Here is an 18,489-nt window from a genome sequence, read left to right as displayed (position 1 = left end):
GGGATGGTCTCGCGGCGCGGCTATGCTCGAGCGAACGAGGGAAGGACGCCGCATCGCGTCGGACACCACCCCGGCGAACGCCGGGGCCCAGTCGGGGAACGCTGGCGGCTAACCCGTCGGCCCTTCCACCTGGACCCCGGCTTCCGCCGGGGTAGTGATCGAGGTGGCCGGGCGATCCTTCCGAACGGTAGAGGATGCGGCCATGACGCCCGATTTCGATTTCGCGCTGGGCGAGAATGCGGAGATGATCCGCGACACGACGCGGCGCTTCGCCGCGGATAAGATCGCCCCGCTCGCCGCGCGGATCGACGCCGAGGATTGGTTTCCGCGCGCCGAGCTCTGGCCCGCGATGGGTGAGCTGGGCCTACACGGCATCACCGTGGACGAGGCCGACGGCGGGCTCGGGCTGGGCTATCTCGAACATGTCGTGGCGCAGGAGGAGGTGGCGCGCGCCTCGGCCTCGATCGGGCTCTCCTATGGCGCGCATTCCAACCTGTGCGTCAACCAGATCCGCCGCTGGGCGAACGCCGAGCAAAAGGCGCGCTTCCTGCCCAAGCTGATCTCGGGTGAGCATGTCGGCAGCCTCGCCATGTCCGAGGCCGGGGCCGGCTCCGACGTCGTCTCGATGAATCTTGCTGCTCGGCGCAGCGACCGCGGCTGGGTGCTCAACGGGACGAAGTTCTGGATTACCAACGCCCCGTTTGCCGACACGTTGGTGGTCTACGCCAAGACGGGCGAGGGCAGCCGCGGGATCACCACCTTCCTGATCGAGAAGGACATGCCGGGCTTCTCGATCGGGCAGAAGATCGACAAGATGGGGATGCGCGGGTCCCCCACCGCCGAATTGGTGTTCGCCGACTGCGAGGTGCCCGAGGCGAACGTGATGGGGCCGCTCAACGGCGGTGTGGGCATCCTGATGAGTGGGCTCGACTATGAGCGCACCGTGCTCGCGGGCATCCAGCTCGGTATCATGCAGGCGTGCCTCGACACGGTGCTGCCGTACCTGCGCGAGCGGCGCCAGTTCGGCCGCGCGATCGGCAGCTTCCAGCTCATGCAGGCCAAGGTGGCGGACATGTACGTCGCGCTCAACTCGGCGCGCGCGTACGTCTATGCGGTGGCGCGCAGCTGCGACGCGGGGCGAACGACCCGCTTCGACGCCGCGGGCGCGATCCTGCTCGCCTCGGAGAGCGCGTTCCGTGTCGCGGGTGAGGCGGTGCAGGCGCTCGGCGGCGCGGGCTATACCAGGGACTGGCCGGTCGAGCGCTTCCTGCGCGATGCCAAATTGCTCGACATCGGCGCGGGCACCAACGAGATCCGCCGCATGCTGATCGGGCGCGAGCTGGTCGGCGCGACCGAGCCGGTGGCGCAGTGAGCGCGCCCGTCCTCGCCTCGACGATCGCGCGCGACGACGACCGCTTCCGCGCCAATGACTTGCACCATCGCGCGCTCGCCGCCGAGCTGCGCGAGCGTGTCGCCGCGGCGGCGCTGGGAGGCAATGCGGCATCGCGCGAGCGCCACACCGCGCGCGGCAAGCTGCTGCCGCGCGAGCGGGTCGAGCGGCTCCTCGACGCGGGAGCGGCGTTCCTCGAGATCGGCCAGCTCGCCGCCGGCGGGCTCTACGGCGACGAGGTGCCCGGCGCGGGGCTGATCTGCGGCATCGGCACCGTCTCCGGACGGCAGGTGATGATCGTCGCCAATGACGCGACGGTGAAGGGCGGCACCTATTACCCGCTCACCGTCAAGAAGCATCTGCGCGCGCAGGAGATCGCGCTCGAGAACCGGCTGCCCTGCATCTACCTTGTAGATTCGGGCGGCGCGAACCTGCCGCACCAGGCCGAGGTTTTTCCCGACCGCGATCATTTCGGCCGGATCTTCTTCAACCAGGCGCAGATGTCGGCGCGCGGCATCGCCCAGGTGGCGTGCGTGATGGGCAGCTGCACCGCGGGCGGCGCCTATGTCCCCGCGATGTCGGACGAGACGGTGATCGTGCGCGGGCAGGGGACGATCTTCCTGGCCGGGCCGCCGCTGGTGAAGGCGGCGACGGGCGAGGAGATCAGCGCGGAGGAGCTCGGCGGCGCGGACACGCATGGCCGTCGCTCGGGCGTGGTCGACCATGTCGCCGAGGATGATCTTCACGCGCTGACGATCGTGCGCGACATCGTCGCCACGCTGCCGCCGGTGGTGCCGCCGACGGTCAATATCGCGCCGGCTACCGCGCCGCTTTACCCGGCCGAGGATCTGTACGGGATCGTGCCGTCGGACGGGCGCGCACCCTATGAGGTGCGCGAGGTGATCGCGCGGCTGGTCGACGGCTCGCGCTTCCACGAGTTCAAGCCGCTGTTCGGCAGCAGCCTGGTGTGCGGCTTCGCACACCTCCACGGCATGCCGGTGGCGATCCTGGCCAACAACGGCGTGCTCTTCTCCGAGAGCGCGCAGAAGGGGGCGCACTTCATCGAGCTGGCGTGCCAACGCCGCGTGCCATTGCTGTTCCTGCAAAACATCTCGGGCTTCATGGTCGGCGGCAAGTACGAGGCGGAGGGGATCGCCAAGCATGGCGCCAAGCTCGTGACCGCGGTGGCGACCGCCAGCGTGCCGAAGCTGACGTTGCTGATCGGCGGCAGCTTCGGTGCGGGCAATTACGGCATGTGCGGCCGCGCCTATGGACCCCGCTTCCTGTTCAGCTGGCCCAACAGCCGGATCAGCGTAATGGGCGGGGAGCAGGCCGCGGCGGTGCTCGCCACCGTCCACCGCGACGCGGCGACGTGGTCGGCGGACGAGGCCGAGGCGTTCAAGGCGCCGGTGCGGCAGAAGTATGAGGACGAGGGCAATCCCTATTACGCCACCGCACGGCTGTGGGACGACGGCGTGATCGACCCGGCGCAGACGCGCGACGTGCTCGGGCTGGCGCTGGCGGCGTGCCTCAACGCGCCGGTCGAGGAGGCGCCGCGTTTCGGGGTGTTCCGGATGTGAGCCACTCGGACGACCGAGAACCTCCCCGGAACGGGGAGGGGGACCGCCGCGCGCAGCGCGGTGGTGGAGGGGTGGGCGCCGCGCCACGCCGGACGGTGTTGCTAGCGCGCCGCGAACGCCGCAGCGGCAATCCCGCGGAAGTGCGTCTGTGGTTCGCACTTCGGACGCGTCCCGGCGGGTTCAAGTTTCGTCGACAACATCCGGTCGCCGGATATGCGCTCGATTTCGCCTGCCTCGCCGCCCGACTCGCGATCGAGATCGACGGCAAGGTACATGAGCGCGGCCACAACCTCGGCCGCGATCGTGCGCGCGACAAGGCACTCGCCGCTCTCGGCGTTGCCACCATTCGCTTTGCCGCGCGCGACGTCGTCGCGGACCTGGACGCGGTCATCGCCGCGATCGTCGCCGCGTGCCGTGAGCGCGCGCCCCTCCACCACGACGCTGCGCGTCGCGGTCCCCCTCCCCGTGCCGGGGAGGTTCGATAGGTAACCTCATGCTGCCCTCGCTCCTCATCGCCAATCGCGGCGAGATCGCCTGCCGCGTCATTCGCACCGCGCGCGCGCTCGATGTCCGCACCGTCGCCGTCTATTCCGACGCGGACGCGGACGCGCTCCACGTCCGCCTCGCCGACACCGCAGTGCGGCTCGGCCCGCCGCCCGCGCGCGACAGCTACCTGCGCGGGGACCTGATCCTCGCCGCCGCGCGCGAGACCGGCGCCGTCGCGATCCACCCGGGCTATGGCTTCCTCTCCGAGAACGCCGACTTCGCCGAAGCCGTGATCGAGGCCGGGCTCATCTGGGTCGGTCCCGATCCCGCCAGCATCCGCGCGATGGGCCTCAAGGACGCCGCCAAGCAGCGCATGATCGCCGCGGGCGTGCCCGTCACCCCGGGCTATCTCGGCGAAGACCAGTCGCCAGAGCGGCTCGCCGCCGAGGCCGAGCGCGTCGGCTACCCCGTTCTCATCAAGGCGGTCGCGGGCGGTGGCGGCAAGGGCATGCGCCGCGTCGACGATCCCGCCGACTTCGCCGCCGCGCTCGTCGCGTGCCGGCGCGAGGCGGCGGCGGCGTTCGGCGACGAGCGCGTGCTGATCGAGCGCTACATCCTCGCGCCGCGCCACGTCGAGGTGCAGGTGTTCGGCGACCGCCACGGCAACGTCGTCCATCTGTTCGAGCGCGACTGCTCGCTTCAGCGCCGCCACCAGAAGGTGATCGAGGAGGCGCCCGCGCCCGGCATGGACGCTGTCACCCGCGCCGCGGTGTGCGACGCCGCGGTGCGCGCCGCACGCGCGGTCGACTATGTTGGAGCGGGCACGATCGAGTTCATCGCCGACGCGAGCGAGGGCCTGCGCGCCGACCGCGTGTGGTTCATGGAGATGAACACGCGGCTTCAGGTCGAGCATCCGGTCACCGAGGCGATCACCGGCGTCGATCTGGTCGAGTGGCAGCTCCGCGTCGCCAGCGGCGAACCGCTGCCGCTGCGCCAGGACCAGCTCGCCATAAGCGGCCACGCGATCGAGGCACGGCTCTACGCCGAGGATCCCGCGCGCGGCTTCCTGCCCTCGACCGGCACGCTGATCGCCTTCGGCCCGGGAGCGGGCGTGCGCGTCGATACAGGGGTGGAGCAGGGCGCGACGATCTCGCCGCATTACGACCCGATGATCGCCAAGCTGATCGCGCACGCCGACACGCGCGACGCGGCGCGCGCGCGGCTCGGCGCGGCGCTCGCCGGCACGCAGGTGTGGCCGGTGCGAACCAACGCCGGCTTCCTGGTGCGCGCGCTCGATCATCCCGACTTCGCGGCGGGTGCGGTCGACACCGGACTGATCGAGCGCGCCGGCGAGGCGCTGATGCCGCGCGAGCGACCGAGCGAGGCCGCGCTGACCGCCGCCGCGGGCGAGCTGGCGAGCGCTGCGCTCGTGCCCGGGTTCAGGCTCAACGCGTCGCCGCGACGCGAGGCGGCGTTCCTGCTCGACGGCCAGCCGATTGAGGTGGCGCTCGCCTCGACCGCCGTGCCGAGCGATCGCCGCGAGCGCGCGCTGATCACCGAGGCTGGCCAGACCTACGCGCTGACGCCGTTCCGCGCCGCGGCGGCGGGTGGCGGCGCGGCGGGTGACGGCGCAATCCTCGCACCGATGCCCGGGCGCGTCATCGCGGTCGAGGTCAGCGCGGGCGAGCGCGTCCGCGCGGGGCAGCGTCTCGTCACGCTGGAGGCGATGAAGATGGAGCACAGCCTGTCCGCACCGTTCGATGGTGTCATCGCCGCGCTCGACGTCGCCGTCGGGGCACAGGTGGCCGACGGGGCCGCGCTGGTGCGGGTCGAGCGGGAGGATTCGTGATGGCAGGACGTCACTATGACGAATGGGCGGTGGGCGACCGGGTGGAGCACCCGATCCGCCGTACCGTCACCGAGACCGACAACCTGCTGTTCTCGACGATGACGCACAACCCGCAGCCGCTTCACCTCGACGCCGAGGCGGCGCGCGCGTCCGAGTTCGGGCAGATCCTGGTCAACGGCACCTTCACCTTCGCGCTGATGGTGGGGCTGTCGGTGGCGGAGACGACGCTGGGAACGCTGGTCGCCAATCTGGGCTATGACAAGCTCGTCATGCCCGCGCCCGTGTTCATCGGCGACACGCTGCGCGCGTCGACCGAGGTGTTCGCGCTGCGTGACAGCCGCTCGCGGCCGGAAGCCGGGCTCGTGACTTTCGAGCACCGGCTGCACAACCAGCGCGACGAGCTGGTGTGCCAGTGCCTGCGCACCGCGCTGCTGACGCGAAGGGGCGAGTGAGCGGCTTCTTCGGTCGAGGGGTAGCGCGAGGGCGCCGCGACCACCGTTCCCCGGCGATGGCGGGAGCCAGGTGAAAAGGCTATCGTGAGTCTTGCCGACGTCCCGCACCTGAACCCCGGCGTTCCCCGGGGAGCAGGAGGAGAAAGGCTCTGACGCCGAAGCACCGCGGCGGCGCCTCGTGCACCATCACCCCGCGAGGAGGTGTTCCCACCGACCGCGCGGCGCACTAGAGGAAGCGCGATGAACCAGCGTCCCGCTCTCTCGCGCCGCCGCCTGCCCTGGTGCACCGGTACGTTCGCCGCCATCGCCGCGCTGGTCGCGCCCGCGGCGGCGCAGGTCGCCGCGCCCGCTGTCCCGCCCGCGTCGACCCAGGTACCGGCCTCGCCGGTGCCGCCAGCGCCGGTGCCGGTCATCCCCGTCCCGCCGGTGGCGCCGAGCGTCCCGCTGCCGACGCTCAGCGCGGTGCAGCGCCAACAGCTCGCCACGCTGATCGCCGACGACGAGCTGGCGCAGGGGCTGCGGCTGACGCGGCGTACCGACCTCGACACGCTCGACTCCGCCGCGATGGTGCGCGCGGCGCTCGACCATGCGCGCGCGGTCCATGCCGGGCGGTTGATGCCCGAGGACTTCCAGAAGGACTGGGGCGTCCGCCCGACCACCTATGATCCGCTGCCCGCCTTCGCCGAGGCGGTGTCGCGCGATCGGCTGTCGAGCTGGCTTCGCTCGCTGCCGCCGCCCTACCAGGGCTATGATACGCTCGTCGCCGGGCTCGCGCGCTATCGCGCCATCGCCGACAAGGGCGGCTGGGGCACGCTGACCGCCACGCCCGCGTTCGGCAGCCGCGGCGCCGATGTAGCCAGACTGCGCGAGCGGCTCGCGCTGGAGGATCCGCAGGCACCGTCATCGGGCGACACGTTCGACGCCGCGCTGTTGGAGGCGGTGCGGCGCGCGCAGCGGCGCTACGGGCTCAACCCGGCCGGGCAGGTCGGCGCACAGACGCTCGCCGCGCTCAACGTGCCGGTCGAGCGGCGGATGCGCCAGATCATGGCCAATCTCGAGCGGTGGCGCTGGCTGCCGCCCGAGCTCGACAAGAAGCGGGTTCAGGTCAACATCGCCGCGGCGGTGCTCACCGTGTTCGACGGCGACGAGCCGGTGATGTCGATGCGTGCGGTGACCGGCCGGCCGGGCAACGAGACGCCGATGCTGATCTCCAAGATCAACAGCATCGTCCTCAATCCGCCGTGGAACGTGCCGACCTCGATCGCCACCAAGGAGCTGTGGCCCAAGGAGAAGGCGAGCCCGGGTTATCTGAAGCGCAACGGCTTCCGCGTGATCGACACCGGGAACGGCGGCAAGCGCCTGCAACAATCGTCCGAGAAAAGCGCGCTCGGCCGCTACAAGTTCGATTTCCCCAACGACTTCGCGGTCTATCTGCACGACACGCCGGCGCGGTCGGGCTTCTCCCGCTTCGACCGGCTGTCGAGCCATGGCTGCGTGCGACTGGAGAAGCCCGCCGATCTGGCGCGGCTGATGCTGCGCGACACGCCCGAGTGGCCGCCGGAGACGATCGACTCGACCGTGGCGGCCGGCAAGACGGTGCGCGCGGCGATGGCGACACCGGTCAGCGTCTACCTGCTTTATTGGACGGCTTTCGCCAGCCCGAGCGGGCAGGTAGGCTTCCGCGAGGATCCGTACAGCTGGGACGCGCGGCTCGCCGTTAGCGTCGAGCGGCGCTCGGCGGTGCAGGTGCAGGTGGCGGCGCGATGAGGACGATGACGATGACGAAGCGACTGATGCTCCCGCTGCTCGCGACCGCGGCGCTGGCGATCGCCGGCTGCTCGCGCGAGCCCGCCCCGGCGCCCGAGCCGACGCCCAGCGAGGAGGCGACGCCGACGCCCGAGCCGACCCCGACGCCCGAGCCCTCGCCGGTGGCGTCACCGAGCGAGCTCACCAACGCCACCGCCGCGCTGCCCCCCGAGGACAAACCAGCGCCCGACGAGCAGATGCTCGACGACGCGTCGGCGACCGGGATGACCGCCCGCGCCAGCCGCGACGCAGAGCACGAGTGATCGCGCGATGACGAGGTCGATGTCGGAACGGATCGGTTCGGGCTTGACCAAAGTTAACGCGCGCAGAACTATCCGATCTACTACGTGAGTAGTAGTTATAGGGGATAGGAAGGTGGCCTTCGTGCCCTTCGACGAGGAGCGCCGGCTCGAGGCGGTCGAGCGCGTGTGGCAGCCGGCACGTGATCAGCAGGCTGCGCTGCGGGATGTGGTGGAGGAGGCGGCGCGCGTCGCGCACACGCCCATCGCGGCGGTCTCGATCATCGACCGCCGCCGCCAATGCTTCGTCTCCAAGACCGGCGACGTCGACGACGAGATGCCGCGTGCCATCTCCTTCTGCGCGCACGCGATCCATCGCCCGGGCGAGCCGATGATCGTTCCCGACGCGCGTCACGACAAGCGCTTCTTCGACAACCCGCTCGTCACCGCGGCGCCCTTCATCCGCTTCTACGCCGGCCTGCCGTTGGTCGATCGCGCCGGCTATCCGCTCGGCGCTCTGTGCGTGATCGACGACAAGCTGCATGATGAGATGCCCGACCTGTACCGGCTCGGCGAGCTCGCGCGCGGGGCGGAGCGATTGATCGCGCATTGACGCGCGACCCCGCATCGCCGACGAGAACCAGCGATACCAACGACGAAGCCGTCGGCTGCCCCGGAGCGCAGCCCAGCGAGGGAGACGGATGAAGAAGCGCATCATGCTGGTCGAGGACGATCCGAGCCACCGTAAACTCTACTCCTCCTGGCTGAAGATCGGGGGTTACGATCCGCGCGTGATCGACGACGAGCGCGGCGCGCTGGACGCCGCCGCCACGATCGCGCCCGACGCGATCATCGTCGACATCCGCCTGCCCAATGTCAGCGGCCTCGACGTCATCGAGACGCTCAAGGGCGCGCCCGCGACGCGCGCGATCCCGGTGATGGCGCTCACGGTGCTCCAGAGCCAGCATGACATGGACGCCTGCTATGCCGCCGGCGCCGACGCCTTCGTGTCCAAGCCCGACCATATCGCCAGCTTCCTCGACAAGGTCTCCGACCTGCTGCGGTGACGTGGGAGCACATGAGGTGGGTGGCGGACAGCGTCGAGCCGATGCGTGTCGAGCATCCGCCTTACCCGCCGTGGCGGCGCAGTCTCACCGTGGCCGGTAGGCGATCTCCGCGGTGCCCTGCGCGCGTACTGGCAGGAACAGCCCCGCGCCGGTCACTTGCAGTCGACCGTTCTCCACCGAGGTGACGTCGGTCGAGAGGAAGAAGTCGCCCTGTTGCCGGGCCCCGATCGCCCGCTGCGCCTTGCCGAGCACCTCGGCATAGTCGCCGCGGAAATCGTGCTGGAGCGCGAGTGCGACCGCGCGCTGCACCTGAGCCTCGCCGAGCAGCCGGATGAGCAGGTCGAGCGCGGCCGAGTCCGTGTGCGCGACGAGCTGGACGTCGCGCGCGCGCACCAGCTGCGAGCCGGGATCGTTGTACGGCACGGCCGTGAGCCAGGCCTCGCCGCTGGTCGAGGCGCTGCCGACCGCACGCGGCGTCACCTTGGCTCGCACCCCCACGGCCAGACGGCCGCCTTGGGTGGCGTAAACGGTGACCTTGCCGAAGGCGACGTCGACCGGCCCGACCCCCGTGACGCTGATCCTGCGCGCGGCGAGCTTGCGCAGTGTGCGCTCCACCACCGGCTCGAGCGTGGCGTAGTTCGCCAGCACCGGCACCGAGAAGCGCAGCCCAGCACGATCGCCGACCCGCGTCGGGGCGGGCAGCGGCGTCACCGGCGGATCGGGCGGGCGCTGGCCGACGAAGGTCTCGGTCAGCGCCTCGGCGGCGAGCGTCAGCCGCAGCGTGCGGCCCTCGACGCGATAACCGCCGAAGCCGAGCGCACGCGGGGTCACGCGCAGCCAGGCGGGCGGGTTGCGCTTGCTCAGCTCGATCGAGGTGAACCCCTGCGGCCAGAGCTGCGCGATCTGGTCGCGCAGGTGCAGCTTGGCCAACTGGCGCGGCAGGTCGCGCTCCAGCTTGCGGACGATGCCCTTCAGTTTGGCGTCCGCGCGCGAGGTGAAGGTGACGCGCTGGCCCGCGACGTCGACGCCGGGTTCCTCGCGCCAGTCATAGGCGATGTCGAGCTTGGCGGTGGGCTGCCAGTCGCCGACGATGCCGAGCCGCCCGGTGGCGCGCACCACGGCACTCCCCGTGGCGGTCTTGCTCAGCACGCCGCCGACGTTCTGCGCCGTGATCGCCGCGCTCACCGGCATGACGAGATCGAGCCGCTCGCCCTTGCCAGACAGCCGGATCGCGCCGCGGGTGACCTGGCCGACGAGGCGGCAGCCGAGATCGGGCAGCACCTTCACCTTGCCGATGCCGAGATCGATCTTCTTGGCGGCGACGCAACGGTCGCGATGCTGGTCAATCGTCCACAGCACCCGCGGCGTCTCCTGGTTGAGCCCGCGCTCGAGCGCGGCGAGATCGGCGCTGACGGGGACGACGATGGTCGAGCTCTCCGCCGGCAGCTGCCCGGCCTGTGCCTCGACGCGCGGCGGTGCCGGGTCGTCGCGCTGTTTGCCGCAGCCGCTCAGCAGCGCCGCTGCAGCGAGGAGCGTGAGGATGGCGAGGCCGGGACTGGCGGAGAAGGCGGTACGAGGCACGATCGACTCCGCGAGGGGCGGCCGGGCACCGCGCCGTCGGCAGGTCGATTGATCCGTGGCGTTGACCCAGGTGTCAATAGCAGGGGAGGGCGGCAGGCGGGGGACGTCACCTCCGGGATGATCCGCCGCCTAGAACGCCGGCTCCTCGCCCGGCTTGCCCGCGACATGGATGCCGCACTCCACCTTGTCCCAGCCGCGCCAACGGCCCGCGCGCGGATCCTCGCCGGGGCGGACCTTGGAGGTGCAGGGCGCGCAGCCGATCGATAGATAACCCTGCGCCTCGAGCGGGTGGTGCGGCAGGTCGTGCTCGATGAAATAGGCGTCGAGCCGCTCCTTCGACCAGTCGGCGAGCGGGTTGATCTTGAGCCGGCCGTCATCGACCTCCACGCGCGGGATCGCGCGCCGGGTCGACGCCTGGAAGCCCTTGCGCCCCGAGATCCACCCCGCGAACGGCTGGAGCGCCCGCCGCAGCGGCTCGACCTTGCGCAGCTCGCAGCAGCCGTCCGGGTCGTACGACCAGCGCAGACCTTTCTCGTCCTTGAGCCGCAGCAGCCGCGGGTCGGGGCGGAACACGCGCAGGTCGGTGAAGCCGAGCCGCTCGGCGAGCTCGTCGCGATAGGCCAGCGTCTCGCCGAACATCTTCTGCGTATTGGTGAAGATGACCGGCACGTCGCGGTCCACCGCGGCGACCATGTGGAGCAGCACGGCGGACTCCGCGCCGAACGACGAGACCGCCGCGATCCGTCCCTTGAGCGGTCCGCCGATCATCTCGGCGAGCAGTTCGGGCGCGGTGGCGTCGGCGTAGCGCGCGTCGAGCGCCGCCGCCTCCTCCGCGGTGAAGGACGGCGCCACGTCGATCGTGTCGAGCTGGCGCGCGGGCTCAGCCATGCCGCAGCTTCCACACCGGCACCTTGGCGTCGGCGGCGCGCTGATACGGTGTCGGATAGCGCGCCAGCGAGCGCTCCAGCATCGCCCCGTCGATCGCGGACTCGGGCGCGAAACTGTCGAAGCCGCAGCGACGCATGTGCGGGATCTGGTCGACCAGCACGTCGCCCGCGGCGCGCAGCTCGCCGGCATAGCCCGCCTCGCGCAGGATCCGCGCGCTCGAATAGCCGCGCCCGTCGCGGAAGCTGGGAAACGACACCTCGACCAGCGCGAGCCGGTCGATATGCGGCAGCAGCGCGCGCGCGTCATCGCCCGCCTCGAGCCGCACCGCGCCGGCGTTGGTCTGCCCGGCGACGAAGGCGTCCAACGTCACCGCGGGCTCGTCGTGCGCCTCGTCGTCGCGGTAGCGTAGCACGTTGTCGCTCATGCGGTGATCCCCCGGGCGCGCGGCTCAACCATAGATCGCCTCCTTGAAGGGTTGCATGCCGACGCGGCGATAGGTGTCGACGAAGCGCTCGCCCTGCTCGCGCACCTGAAGGTAGGTGTCGGTGACGCGCTCGATCGCGTCGACGACGCCGTCCTCGTCGAAGCCGGGGCCGGTGATGCGCCCGAGGCTGACGTCCTCCGCGCCCGAGCCGCCGAGCAGCAACTGGTAATTCTCGGTGCCCTTCTTGTCGACGCCGAGGATGCCGATATGCCCGGCGTGATGGTGGCCGCAGGCGTTGATGCAGCCCGAGATCTTGAGCTTGAGCTCGCCCAGGTCGCGCTGCCGCCCGGCGCCGGCGAAGCGCTGCCCGATCTTCTGTGCCAGCGGGATCGAGCGCGCGTTGGCGAGCGCACAATAATCGAGGCCCGGGCAGGCGATGATGTCGCTGATCAGGTCGAGATTGGCCTCGGCCAGCCCCGCCTCGCCGAGCTGCTGCCACACCGGGTACAGGTCGGCCTTGCGCACGTGCGGCAGAACGATGTTCTGCGCGTGGGTGACGCGCAGCTCGTCGGCGCTGTAGCGCTCGGCGAGATCGGCCATCACGTCGATCTGCTCGGCCGAGGCGTCGCCGGGGATGCCGCCGATCGGCTTGAGCGAAATGTTGACGATCGCGTAGCCCGATTGCTTGTGCGGCTTGACGTTCTGGTCGAGCCACAAAGCGAAGTCGGGATCGGTGCGGTCGACGCTGTCGGGCGCGGCGGGGTCGAAGGGCGGGGAGGCGAACATTTCGCTGATCCGCGCCAGCTCGGCCGCGGGCGGGTCGATGCCGAGCTGCTTGACGGCGAGGAACTCCTCCTCGACCTGGCGGCGATACTCGTCCGCGCCGATCTCGTGGAGCAGGATCTTGATCCGCGCCTTGTAGATATTGTCGCGGCGGCCGTAGCGATTGTAGACGCGCAGACACGCCTCGAGATAGCTCATCAGCTCGTCCGCGCCGACGAAGTCGCGGATCAGCGGCGCGATCATCGGCGTGCGCCCCATGCCGCCGCCGACATAGACGCGCGCGCCGAGCGCGCCGTCCCGCTCGACCAGCTGGAGCCCGATATCGTGGAGCCGCATCGCCGCGCGATCCTCGTCGGCGGCGATCACCGCGATCTTGAACTTGCGCGGCAGGTAGGTGAACTCGGGGTGGAAGGTGCTCCACTGGCGCAGCAGCTCGGCCCAGGGGCGCGGGTCGGTGACCTCGTCCGCGGCGGCGCCGGCGAACTGGTCCGAGCTGATGTTGCGGATGCAATTGCCGCTGGTCTGGATCGCGTGCATCTCCACCGTCGCCAGCTCGGCGAGGATGTCGGCGGCGTCTTCCAGTTTGATCCAATTGTACTGGATGTTCTGGCGCGTGGTGAAATGGCCGTAGCCGCGGTCGTATGTGCGCGCGACATGGGCGAGCATGCGCATCTGCCGCGCGTTGAGCGTGCCATAGGGCACGGCGACGCGCAGCATATAGGCGTGGAGCTGGAGATAGAGGCCGTTCATCAGCCGCAGCGGCTTGAACTGGTCCTCGCTCAACTCGCCCGCGAGCCGGCGCCGGCACTGGTCGCGGAACTCGTCGACCCGTGCGTCCACGATCGCCTGATCATATTCGTCGTAGCGGTACATAGTACGTCCTTAATCCTCCCCGGCACAGGGAGGGCAACCGCTCGCCGCAGGCGAGTGGTGGAGGAGGCTCGCCGCGCACATTGCGCTCGCGGAAGCCCCCCTCCACCACCGCGCTGCACGCGGCGGTCGCCCTCCCCGTGCCGGGGAGGAGATCATATCACCCAGCTGCCCGCGTTCGGGTCGGCCGGCTTGAGCGTCAGGTCGGTGCGCACGGTCGGGCCGAGCGCGCGGATACGGTCCTTGATGTGCGCGGGGCGGGGGCCGTCGGGCGTCGCGGTCGCCTCGATCACATAGGGCACGTTGACGCGCCGGGCCGCCTCTTCCTCGCGGGCGATCGCCTCGGCGCGATCGCCGGCGTCGACCGCCTCCTCGATGTGCCGCGACCAGCCGCCGCCCGCCCACCAGACCACGTCACCCGTCGGCAGGTCGTTGCCGGTCACCAGCCTCATGCCGAGAGACTCCCGACGCTCTCGGCGACGCGCGCGTAGCCGGCGAGCCGGTCCTCGGCGTCGGATAGCTCGACCACCTCGCCGACGACAATGATGGCCGGGCTCGCCACGCCCTCGCGCGCCACCATCGCGCCGAGATCGGCGAGCAGCGTGCGCAGCGCGCGGCGGCCCGGCAGCGTGCCCTTCTCGAGCACCGCGACCGGCATGTCGGGCGCGACGCCATCGGCCATCAATTTGTCCGCGATCGCCTCGGCGGTGGCGACGCCCATGTAGATCACCAGCGTGCGGCCCTGGCCGGCAAGACCCGACCAGTCCTGATCGGTCAGCCCCTTGCACTGGCCGGCGACGAAGGTGACCGCCGAGCTGTGATCGCGGTGCGTGAGCGGCAGCATCGCCTCGGCGGCACAGCCGAGCGCGGCAGACACACCGGGGATCACCTCCACCGCCAGGCCGGCGGCGCGCACCGCCTCGACCTCCTCGCCGCCGCGTCCGAAGATGAAGGGATCGCCGCCCTTGAGCCGCACCACCACGCTGCCGGCGCGGACGTGCGCGACGATCAGCGCGTTGATCGCTTCCTGCGGCAGCGTGTGCCGCGCGCGGCGCTTCGCCACCGAGATGCGCTGCGCGGTGGCGGGTGCCAGCGCGAGCACGCGGTCGTCGATCAGCCCGTCGTGAACCACGACATCGGCCTGGCGCAGCGCTTCCACCGCGCGCACGGTGAGCAGGCCGGGATCGCCCGGTCCCGCGCCGACGAGAATGACGCGGCCGCGCGCGTCGGGATCGAGGAGGCTTGCCATGCCCGCTACATGGGCGGCGGGCAGGGGGGCGCGCAACCGTTGTTCGCTTGTCCTGTGCTTAGCCTGGCTTTTTCCGCGTGCGGCGACCTGATCGACCTCACCCCGCCGCCTGGCGCAGCACGCGCTCACCCTCGGCCTCGCTGACCGCCGCGCGGACCGCGGTGAGGAAGCCGGCGACGTCGCCCTGCGACGAGGGAATGGCGCGACGCAGCGTGATGAAGCCGTGGATGTTGCCCTGTGCCTCGCGGAAGCTCACCGGGACGCCCGCCTGTGCCAGCGCGGCGGCATAGGCGCGCCCCTGGTCGCGGATCGGGTCGAGACCCGCGGTGACGATCACCGCGCGCGGCAGCCCCGCGACGTCCCCGAGTAAGGGCGAGAAGCGCGGGTGGCGCGGGTCGCCAGCGTAATGGTCGTTGAACCAGATCATCCCCTCGCGCGTGAGAAGATAACCGTCGGCGAAGGCGTCGAACGAGGCATAGGGCCGGCTGGCGTCGGTAGCGGGATAGATCGGCGCCTGCACGATCACCGGCACCGCCGCGGGCCGGTCGCGCAGCGCCGCGGCGACGATGATCGTGAGGTTGCCTCCCGCGCTGTCGCCCGAGAGCACCAGCGAGGTGACGCCGCGGCCGAGCGCCTCGGGCGCCGAAGCGACCCAGCGAGCCGCCGCCTCGGCATCGTCGGGCGCGGCGGGCCAGCGCGCCTCGGGGGCGAGGCGATAGTCGACCGAGACCACCGGCAGATCGAGCTGGCGCGCCATCTCGGCCGCGAAGCTGGCGTGCGTGTCGAGGTCGCCGATCACCCAGCCGCCGCCGTGGAAGAACACCACCGCCGGCCCCGGCGCACGCGTCTCACGCGCGTCGAACAGGCGGACGCGCAGCGCGCCGCCGGGGCCGGGCAGGGTCAGGTCGCGCACCACCGCCAGCTCGCCGCGCGGCAGGTCGGCGACGTCTTTCATCGCGACCATCACCGCGCGTGCCTCGGCCGGCGGCAGCTCGTGCATCTTCGGCCCCGGCACGCTGTTGAGATAGGTCAGGAACGCCGCGACGTCGGGGCGGACGAACGGTGTCCGCTCGATCTCGGGGACGGTTCGGTCGGTCATGCGCGCTCCTGTGCGGGCGGCGCGATGGCGCGCCGCGATCCTCTCCTTATCTTAGGCGGATGATCCGGGTCGTCCACCATCCCGCCTATGTCACCGAGGCGCCCGCGCGCAGCACGTATCGCTGGGGCAAGAACGGCGCGATCCGCGACCTGCTGCTGGAGCGCGGCGCCGCGGTGGCGTGGCACGAGCCCGCGGCGATGCCGCGCGACTGGCTGGAGGCGACGCACGATCCCGACTATGTCGCGGAGGTGCTCGCCGCCGCGGTGCCGCGCGAGAAGGAGCGCCGCATCGGTTTCCCGGTGACGGAGGTGGTCGCGCGCCGCGCCGCGCTGGTGCCGGGCGGGACCTACCTGGCGGCGCGGCTGGCGCTGGCGCACGGCTTCGCCGCCAACACCGCGGGCGGCAGCCATCACGCGCTGGCGACCACGGGCGCGGGCTATTGCGTGTTCAACGACCTCGCGGTGGCGGCGATACGGCTCGCCGCCGAGCGCGCGGCCGAGCGGATCCTGATCGTCGACGTCGACGTCCACCAGGGCGACGGCACCGCGGCACTGACCGCCGGTCACGCCGGGATCGCGACCTATTCGATCCACGCCGAGAAGAACTTTCCGGTGCGCAAGGCGTGCTCGACGCTGGACGTCGCGCTGCCGGACGCGGTCGGCGACGACGAGTATCTGGCGCGGCTGGAGGAGACGCTGGTGCCGCTGCTCGACGAGGCACGGCCCGACCTGATCCTCTACCAGGGCGGGGTGGATCCTTATGCCGGCGACCGGCTGGGGCGACTCGCGCTCAGCGACGCGGGGCTAGCGCGGCGCGACCGGCTGGTGGCGGGTCTGGCGCTCGCGCGCGGCGTGCCGCTGGCGAGCACGGTGGGCGGCGGCTACGGCGACGACGTGATGGCGATCGCGGCGCGCCACGTCGCCGTGATCGAGCGGTTGGCGGCGGTCTATGGGGGAGCCGAGTCACTTGCCTCCGCGGGGGCGGGCACGGATGATCTAGACGCCTCACTATCCTCCGTCATCCCGGACCCAGCCCGGGATACTCCCTCCCGCGAGAGCGGCGGCTTCGATGTACGCGGCACCCTGGATCCCAGATCACGTCCGGGATGACGGAGAGGTGGAAGGCAGGGATCCTGACGCGAGCGAGGATCGATCGGCGCGCCTGCACGCGCGAAATGCCGCCTGGTTCCGCCGCAAGCGCCCGCAGCCGGATGACATTCCCGCGACAGTCGCTATATGCGGCCGCGCACCAGGCGAGCCTCCGCACATGCTGACCACGAACCCGTTCGACGACGACCATCTGCACGAGGAGTGCGGCATCTTCGGCGCCTCCGGCTCCGAGGGCGCCGCCGCGCTGGTGGCGCTGGGGCTGCACGCGCTGCAGCATCGCGGCCAGGAGGCCGCCGGCATCACCAGCTTCGACGGCCATGACTTCCACACTCACCGCGCGATGGGCCACGTCGCGGGCAATTTCGACCGCGACGACATCATCCGCGCGCTCGCGGGCGAGGTCGCCTGCGGTCACGTGCGCTACTCGACCACGGGCGAGACCGCGCTGCGCAACGTCCAGCCGCTCTACGCCGAGCTCCAGTCGGGCGGCTTCGCGATCGCGCACAACGGGAACATCTCCAACGCGATGCGGCTGCGGCGCGAGCTGGTGCGGCGCGGCTCGATCTTCCAGTCGACGTCGGACACCGAGACGATCATCCACCTCGTCGCGACCAGCCAGTATCGCACGCTGCTCGACAAGTTCATCGACGCGCTGAAGCAGATCGAGGGCGCCTATTCGCTCATCGTGATGACGCCCGAGGGCATGATCGCGTGCCGCGACCCGCTCGGCATCCGCCCGCTGGTGATGGGGCGCCTCGGCGACGCCGTGATCTTCGCCTCGGAGACGGTCGCGCTCGACGTCGTCGGCGCGGAGTTCGAGCGCTCGGTCGAGCCGGGCGAGCTGGTGATCGTGCAGAATGGCCAGGTGCGCTCGATCCGCCCCTTCGCCAAGCTGGCGCCGCGACCATGCATCTTCGAGTGGGTGTATTTCTCGCGCCCCGATTCAATCGTCGACGACCATTCGATCTACTCGGTGCGCAAGGAGATCGGCGCCCAGCTCGCGATCGAATCGCCGGTGGAGGCGGACCTCGTCATCCCCGTGCCCGACTCGGGCGTGCCCGCCGCGATCGGCTATGCGCAGCAGTCGGGCATCCCGTTCGAGCTCGGCATCATCCGCTCGCACTATGTCGGGCGCACCTTCATCCAGCCGGGGGACAAGGTCCGTCACCTCGGCGTGAAGCTGAAGCACAACGCCAATCGTGCGCTGATCCAGGGCAAGAAGGTGGTGCTGATCGACGATTCGATCGTGCGCGGCACCACCAGCCTCAAGATCGTGCAGATGATGCGCGAGGCCGGCGCGGCGGAGGTGCATATGCGCATCGCCTCGCCGCCGACGCGGCACAGCTGCTTCTACGGCGTCGACACGCCCGAGCGCGCCAAATTGCTCGCGGCCAAGCACGACCTCGGCGGTATGACCGACTTCATCCACGCCGACAGCCTGGCGTTCGTCTCGATCGACGGGCTCTACAAGGCGCTGGGCGAGAGCCACCGCGCCGATATCCGCCCGAAATATTGCGACGCCTGCTTCACCGGCGACTATCCCACCACGCTGACCGACCATGACGAGAGCAGCGCGGTCGACCAGTTCGCCATGCTGGCCGAGCGGGTGAACTGAGC

At 70.9% G+C, this 18,489-nt stretch carries 18 protein-coding genes; 11 read left to right on the top strand and 7 right to left on the bottom strand.

Annotation, left to right across the window (positions count from 1 at the left end; all coding sequences use genetic code 11):
• Positions 1-202: 202 nt before the first annotated feature.
• The 9 genes from KZ820_RS02000 to KZ820_RS01960 all read left to right on the top strand — a co-directional run bounded on the left by KZ820_RS02000 (position 203) and on the right by KZ820_RS01960 (position 8,869).
• On the top strand, positions 203-1,372 hold the full coding sequence (locus KZ820_RS02000) for an acyl-CoA dehydrogenase family protein (protein WP_219747034.1): 1,170 nt from the start codon (positions 203-205) through the stop codon (positions 1,370-1,372).
• On the top strand, positions 1,369-2,970 hold the full coding sequence (locus KZ820_RS01995) for a carboxyl transferase domain-containing protein (protein WP_219747033.1): 1,602 nt from the start codon (positions 1,369-1,371) through the stop codon (positions 2,968-2,970). Before KZ820_RS02000 ends, KZ820_RS01995 begins: the two co-directional genes overlap by 4 nt.
• On the top strand, positions 2,853-3,455 hold the full coding sequence (locus KZ820_RS22110) for an endonuclease domain-containing protein (RefSeq protein WP_308462096.1): 603 nt from the start codon (positions 2,853-2,855) through the stop codon (positions 3,453-3,455). Before KZ820_RS01995 ends, KZ820_RS22110 begins: the two co-directional genes overlap by 118 nt.
• Positions 3,456-3,463: 8 nt before the next feature.
• A complete protein-coding gene (locus KZ820_RS01985) occupies positions 3,464-5,305 on the top strand; it encodes an acetyl/propionyl/methylcrotonyl-CoA carboxylase subunit alpha (RefSeq protein WP_219747031.1) in 1,842 nt (613 codons plus the stop codon).
• Positions 5,305-5,757 (top strand): MaoC family dehydratase, encoded by a 453-nt coding sequence (locus KZ820_RS01980; RefSeq protein ID WP_219747030.1) that lies wholly within the window; start codon positions 5,305-5,307, stop codon positions 5,755-5,757. Before KZ820_RS01985 ends, KZ820_RS01980 begins: the two co-directional genes overlap by 1 nt.
• A 240-nt stretch (positions 5,758-5,997) precedes the next feature.
• On the top strand, positions 5,998-7,524 hold the full coding sequence (locus KZ820_RS01975) for a L,D-transpeptidase family protein (protein WP_219747029.1): 1,527 nt from the start codon (positions 5,998-6,000) through the stop codon (positions 7,522-7,524).
• Positions 7,525-7,535: 11 nt separating this feature from the next.
• Positions 7,536-7,826 (top strand): hypothetical protein, encoded by a 291-nt coding sequence (locus tag KZ820_RS01970; protein ID WP_258047684.1) that lies wholly within the window; start codon positions 7,536-7,538, stop codon positions 7,824-7,826.
• A 112-nt stretch (positions 7,827-7,938) separates the two neighbouring features.
• The gene (locus KZ820_RS01965; RefSeq protein WP_219747028.1) at positions 7,939-8,415 is read left to right on the top strand and encodes a GAF domain-containing protein; all 477 of its coding nucleotides are present in this window, start codon (positions 7,939-7,941) and stop codon (positions 8,413-8,415) included.
• A gap of 88 nt (positions 8,416-8,503) precedes the next feature.
• A complete protein-coding gene (locus KZ820_RS01960; RefSeq protein ID WP_219747027.1) occupies positions 8,504-8,869 on the top strand; it encodes a response regulator in 366 nt (121 codons plus the stop codon).
• 84 nt (positions 8,870-8,953) lie between these two features.
• Here KZ820_RS01960 and KZ820_RS01955 read toward each other — a convergent pair whose 3' ends face one another.
• The 7 genes from KZ820_RS01955 to KZ820_RS01925 all read right to left on the bottom strand — a co-directional run bounded on the left by KZ820_RS01955 (position 8,954) and on the right by KZ820_RS01925 (position 15,763).
• Complete coding sequence (locus tag KZ820_RS01955) at positions 8,954-10,450, bottom strand: DUF4403 family protein (protein ID WP_308462095.1); 1,497 nt, start codon at positions 10,448-10,450, stop codon at positions 8,954-8,956.
• A 129-nt stretch (positions 10,451-10,579) separates the two neighbouring features.
• A complete protein-coding gene (locus KZ820_RS01950) occupies positions 10,580-11,338 on the bottom strand; it encodes a phosphoadenylyl-sulfate reductase (protein ID WP_219747026.1) in 759 nt (252 codons plus the stop codon).
• Positions 11,331-11,762: a DUF934 domain-containing protein gene (locus KZ820_RS01945; RefSeq protein ID WP_219747025.1), complete on the bottom strand. Its 432-nt coding sequence runs from the start codon at positions 11,760-11,762 to the stop codon at positions 11,331-11,333. The genes KZ820_RS01950 and KZ820_RS01945 overlap by 8 nt, the downstream gene beginning before the upstream one ends.
• Before the next feature lie 24 nt (positions 11,763-11,786).
• Positions 11,787-13,418, bottom strand: coding sequence for a nitrite/sulfite reductase (locus KZ820_RS01940; RefSeq protein ID WP_219747024.1), 1,632 nt, complete (start codon positions 13,416-13,418; stop codon positions 11,787-11,789).
• Between the two features lie 152 nt (positions 13,419-13,570).
• Positions 13,571-13,867, bottom strand: a complete 297-nt coding sequence (locus KZ820_RS01935; RefSeq protein WP_219747023.1) for a DUF2849 domain-containing protein — start codon at positions 13,865-13,867, stop codon at positions 13,571-13,573.
• Positions 13,864-14,664 (bottom strand): uroporphyrinogen-III C-methyltransferase, encoded by an 801-nt coding sequence (gene cobA, locus KZ820_RS01930; RefSeq protein ID WP_219747022.1) that lies wholly within the window; start codon positions 14,662-14,664, stop codon positions 13,864-13,866. The genes KZ820_RS01935 and cobA overlap by 4 nt, the downstream gene beginning before the upstream one ends.
• A 97-nt stretch (positions 14,665-14,761) precedes the next feature.
• Entirely contained in the window at positions 14,762-15,763 is a 1,002-nt protein-coding gene (locus tag KZ820_RS01925; RefSeq protein WP_219747021.1) for an alpha/beta hydrolase, read from the bottom strand.
• A gap of 59 nt (positions 15,764-15,822) precedes the next feature.
• Here KZ820_RS01925 and KZ820_RS01920 point away from each other — a divergent pair, with 59 nt between their 5' ends.
• Complete coding sequence (locus tag KZ820_RS01920; RefSeq protein WP_219747020.1) at positions 15,823-16,872, top strand: histone deacetylase family protein; 1,050 nt, start codon at positions 15,823-15,825, stop codon at positions 16,870-16,872.
• A 157-nt stretch (positions 16,873-17,029) separates the two neighbouring features.
• Positions 17,030-18,487 (top strand): amidophosphoribosyltransferase, encoded by a 1,458-nt coding sequence (gene purF / locus KZ820_RS01915; RefSeq protein WP_219747019.1) that lies wholly within the window; start codon positions 17,030-17,032, stop codon positions 18,485-18,487.
• The last annotated feature ends 2 nt before the right edge of the window (positions 18,488-18,489 follow it).

This window comes from Sphingomonas citri (assembly GCF_019429485.1).
Lineage (GTDB): Bacteria > Pseudomonadota > Alphaproteobacteria > Sphingomonadales > Sphingomonadaceae > Sphingomonas > Sphingomonas citri.
The sequence above is the reverse complement of the archived record's forward strand: the minus strand, read 5'-3'. Positions and strand labels throughout refer to the sequence as shown.

Coding starts and splice junctions, on each gene's coding strand:
- cobA (WP_219747022.1), bottom strand. CDS start 14,664: ATGGCAAGCCTCCTCGATCCCGACGCGCGCGGCCGCGTCATTCTCGTC.
- purF (WP_219747019.1), top strand. CDS start 17,030: ATGCTGACCACGAACCCGTTCGACGACGACCATCTGCACGAGGAGTGC.
- KZ820_RS01970 (WP_258047684.1), top strand. CDS start 7,536: ATGACGAAGCGACTGATGCTCCCGCTGCTCGCGACCGCGGCGCTGGCG.
- KZ820_RS01945 (WP_219747025.1), bottom strand. CDS start 11,762: ATGAGCGACAACGTGCTACGCTACCGCGACGACGAGGCGCACGACGAG.
- KZ820_RS01985 (WP_219747031.1), top strand. CDS start 3,464: ATGCTGCCCTCGCTCCTCATCGCCAATCGCGGCGAGATCGCCTGCCGC.
- KZ820_RS02000 (WP_219747034.1), top strand. CDS start 203: ATGACGCCCGATTTCGATTTCGCGCTGGGCGAGAATGCGGAGATGATC.
- KZ820_RS01950 (WP_219747026.1), bottom strand. CDS start 11,338: ATGGCTGAGCCCGCGCGCCAGCTCGACACGATCGACGTGGCGCCGTCC.
- KZ820_RS01940 (WP_219747024.1), bottom strand. CDS start 13,418: ATGTACCGCTACGACGAATATGATCAGGCGATCGTGGACGCACGGGTC.
- KZ820_RS01935 (WP_219747023.1), bottom strand. CDS start 13,867: ATGAGGCTGGTGACCGGCAACGACCTGCCGACGGGTGACGTGGTCTGG.
- KZ820_RS01960 (WP_219747027.1), top strand. CDS start 8,504: ATGAAGAAGCGCATCATGCTGGTCGAGGACGATCCGAGCCACCGTAAA.
- KZ820_RS01980 (WP_219747030.1), top strand. CDS start 5,305: ATGGCAGGACGTCACTATGACGAATGGGCGGTGGGCGACCGGGTGGAG.
- KZ820_RS01975 (WP_219747029.1), top strand. CDS start 5,998: ATGAACCAGCGTCCCGCTCTCTCGCGCCGCCGCCTGCCCTGGTGCACC.
- KZ820_RS01920 (WP_219747020.1), top strand. CDS start 15,823: ATGATCCGGGTCGTCCACCATCCCGCCTATGTCACCGAGGCGCCCGCG.
- KZ820_RS01925 (WP_219747021.1), bottom strand. CDS start 15,763: ATGACCGACCGAACCGTCCCCGAGATCGAGCGGACACCGTTCGTCCGC.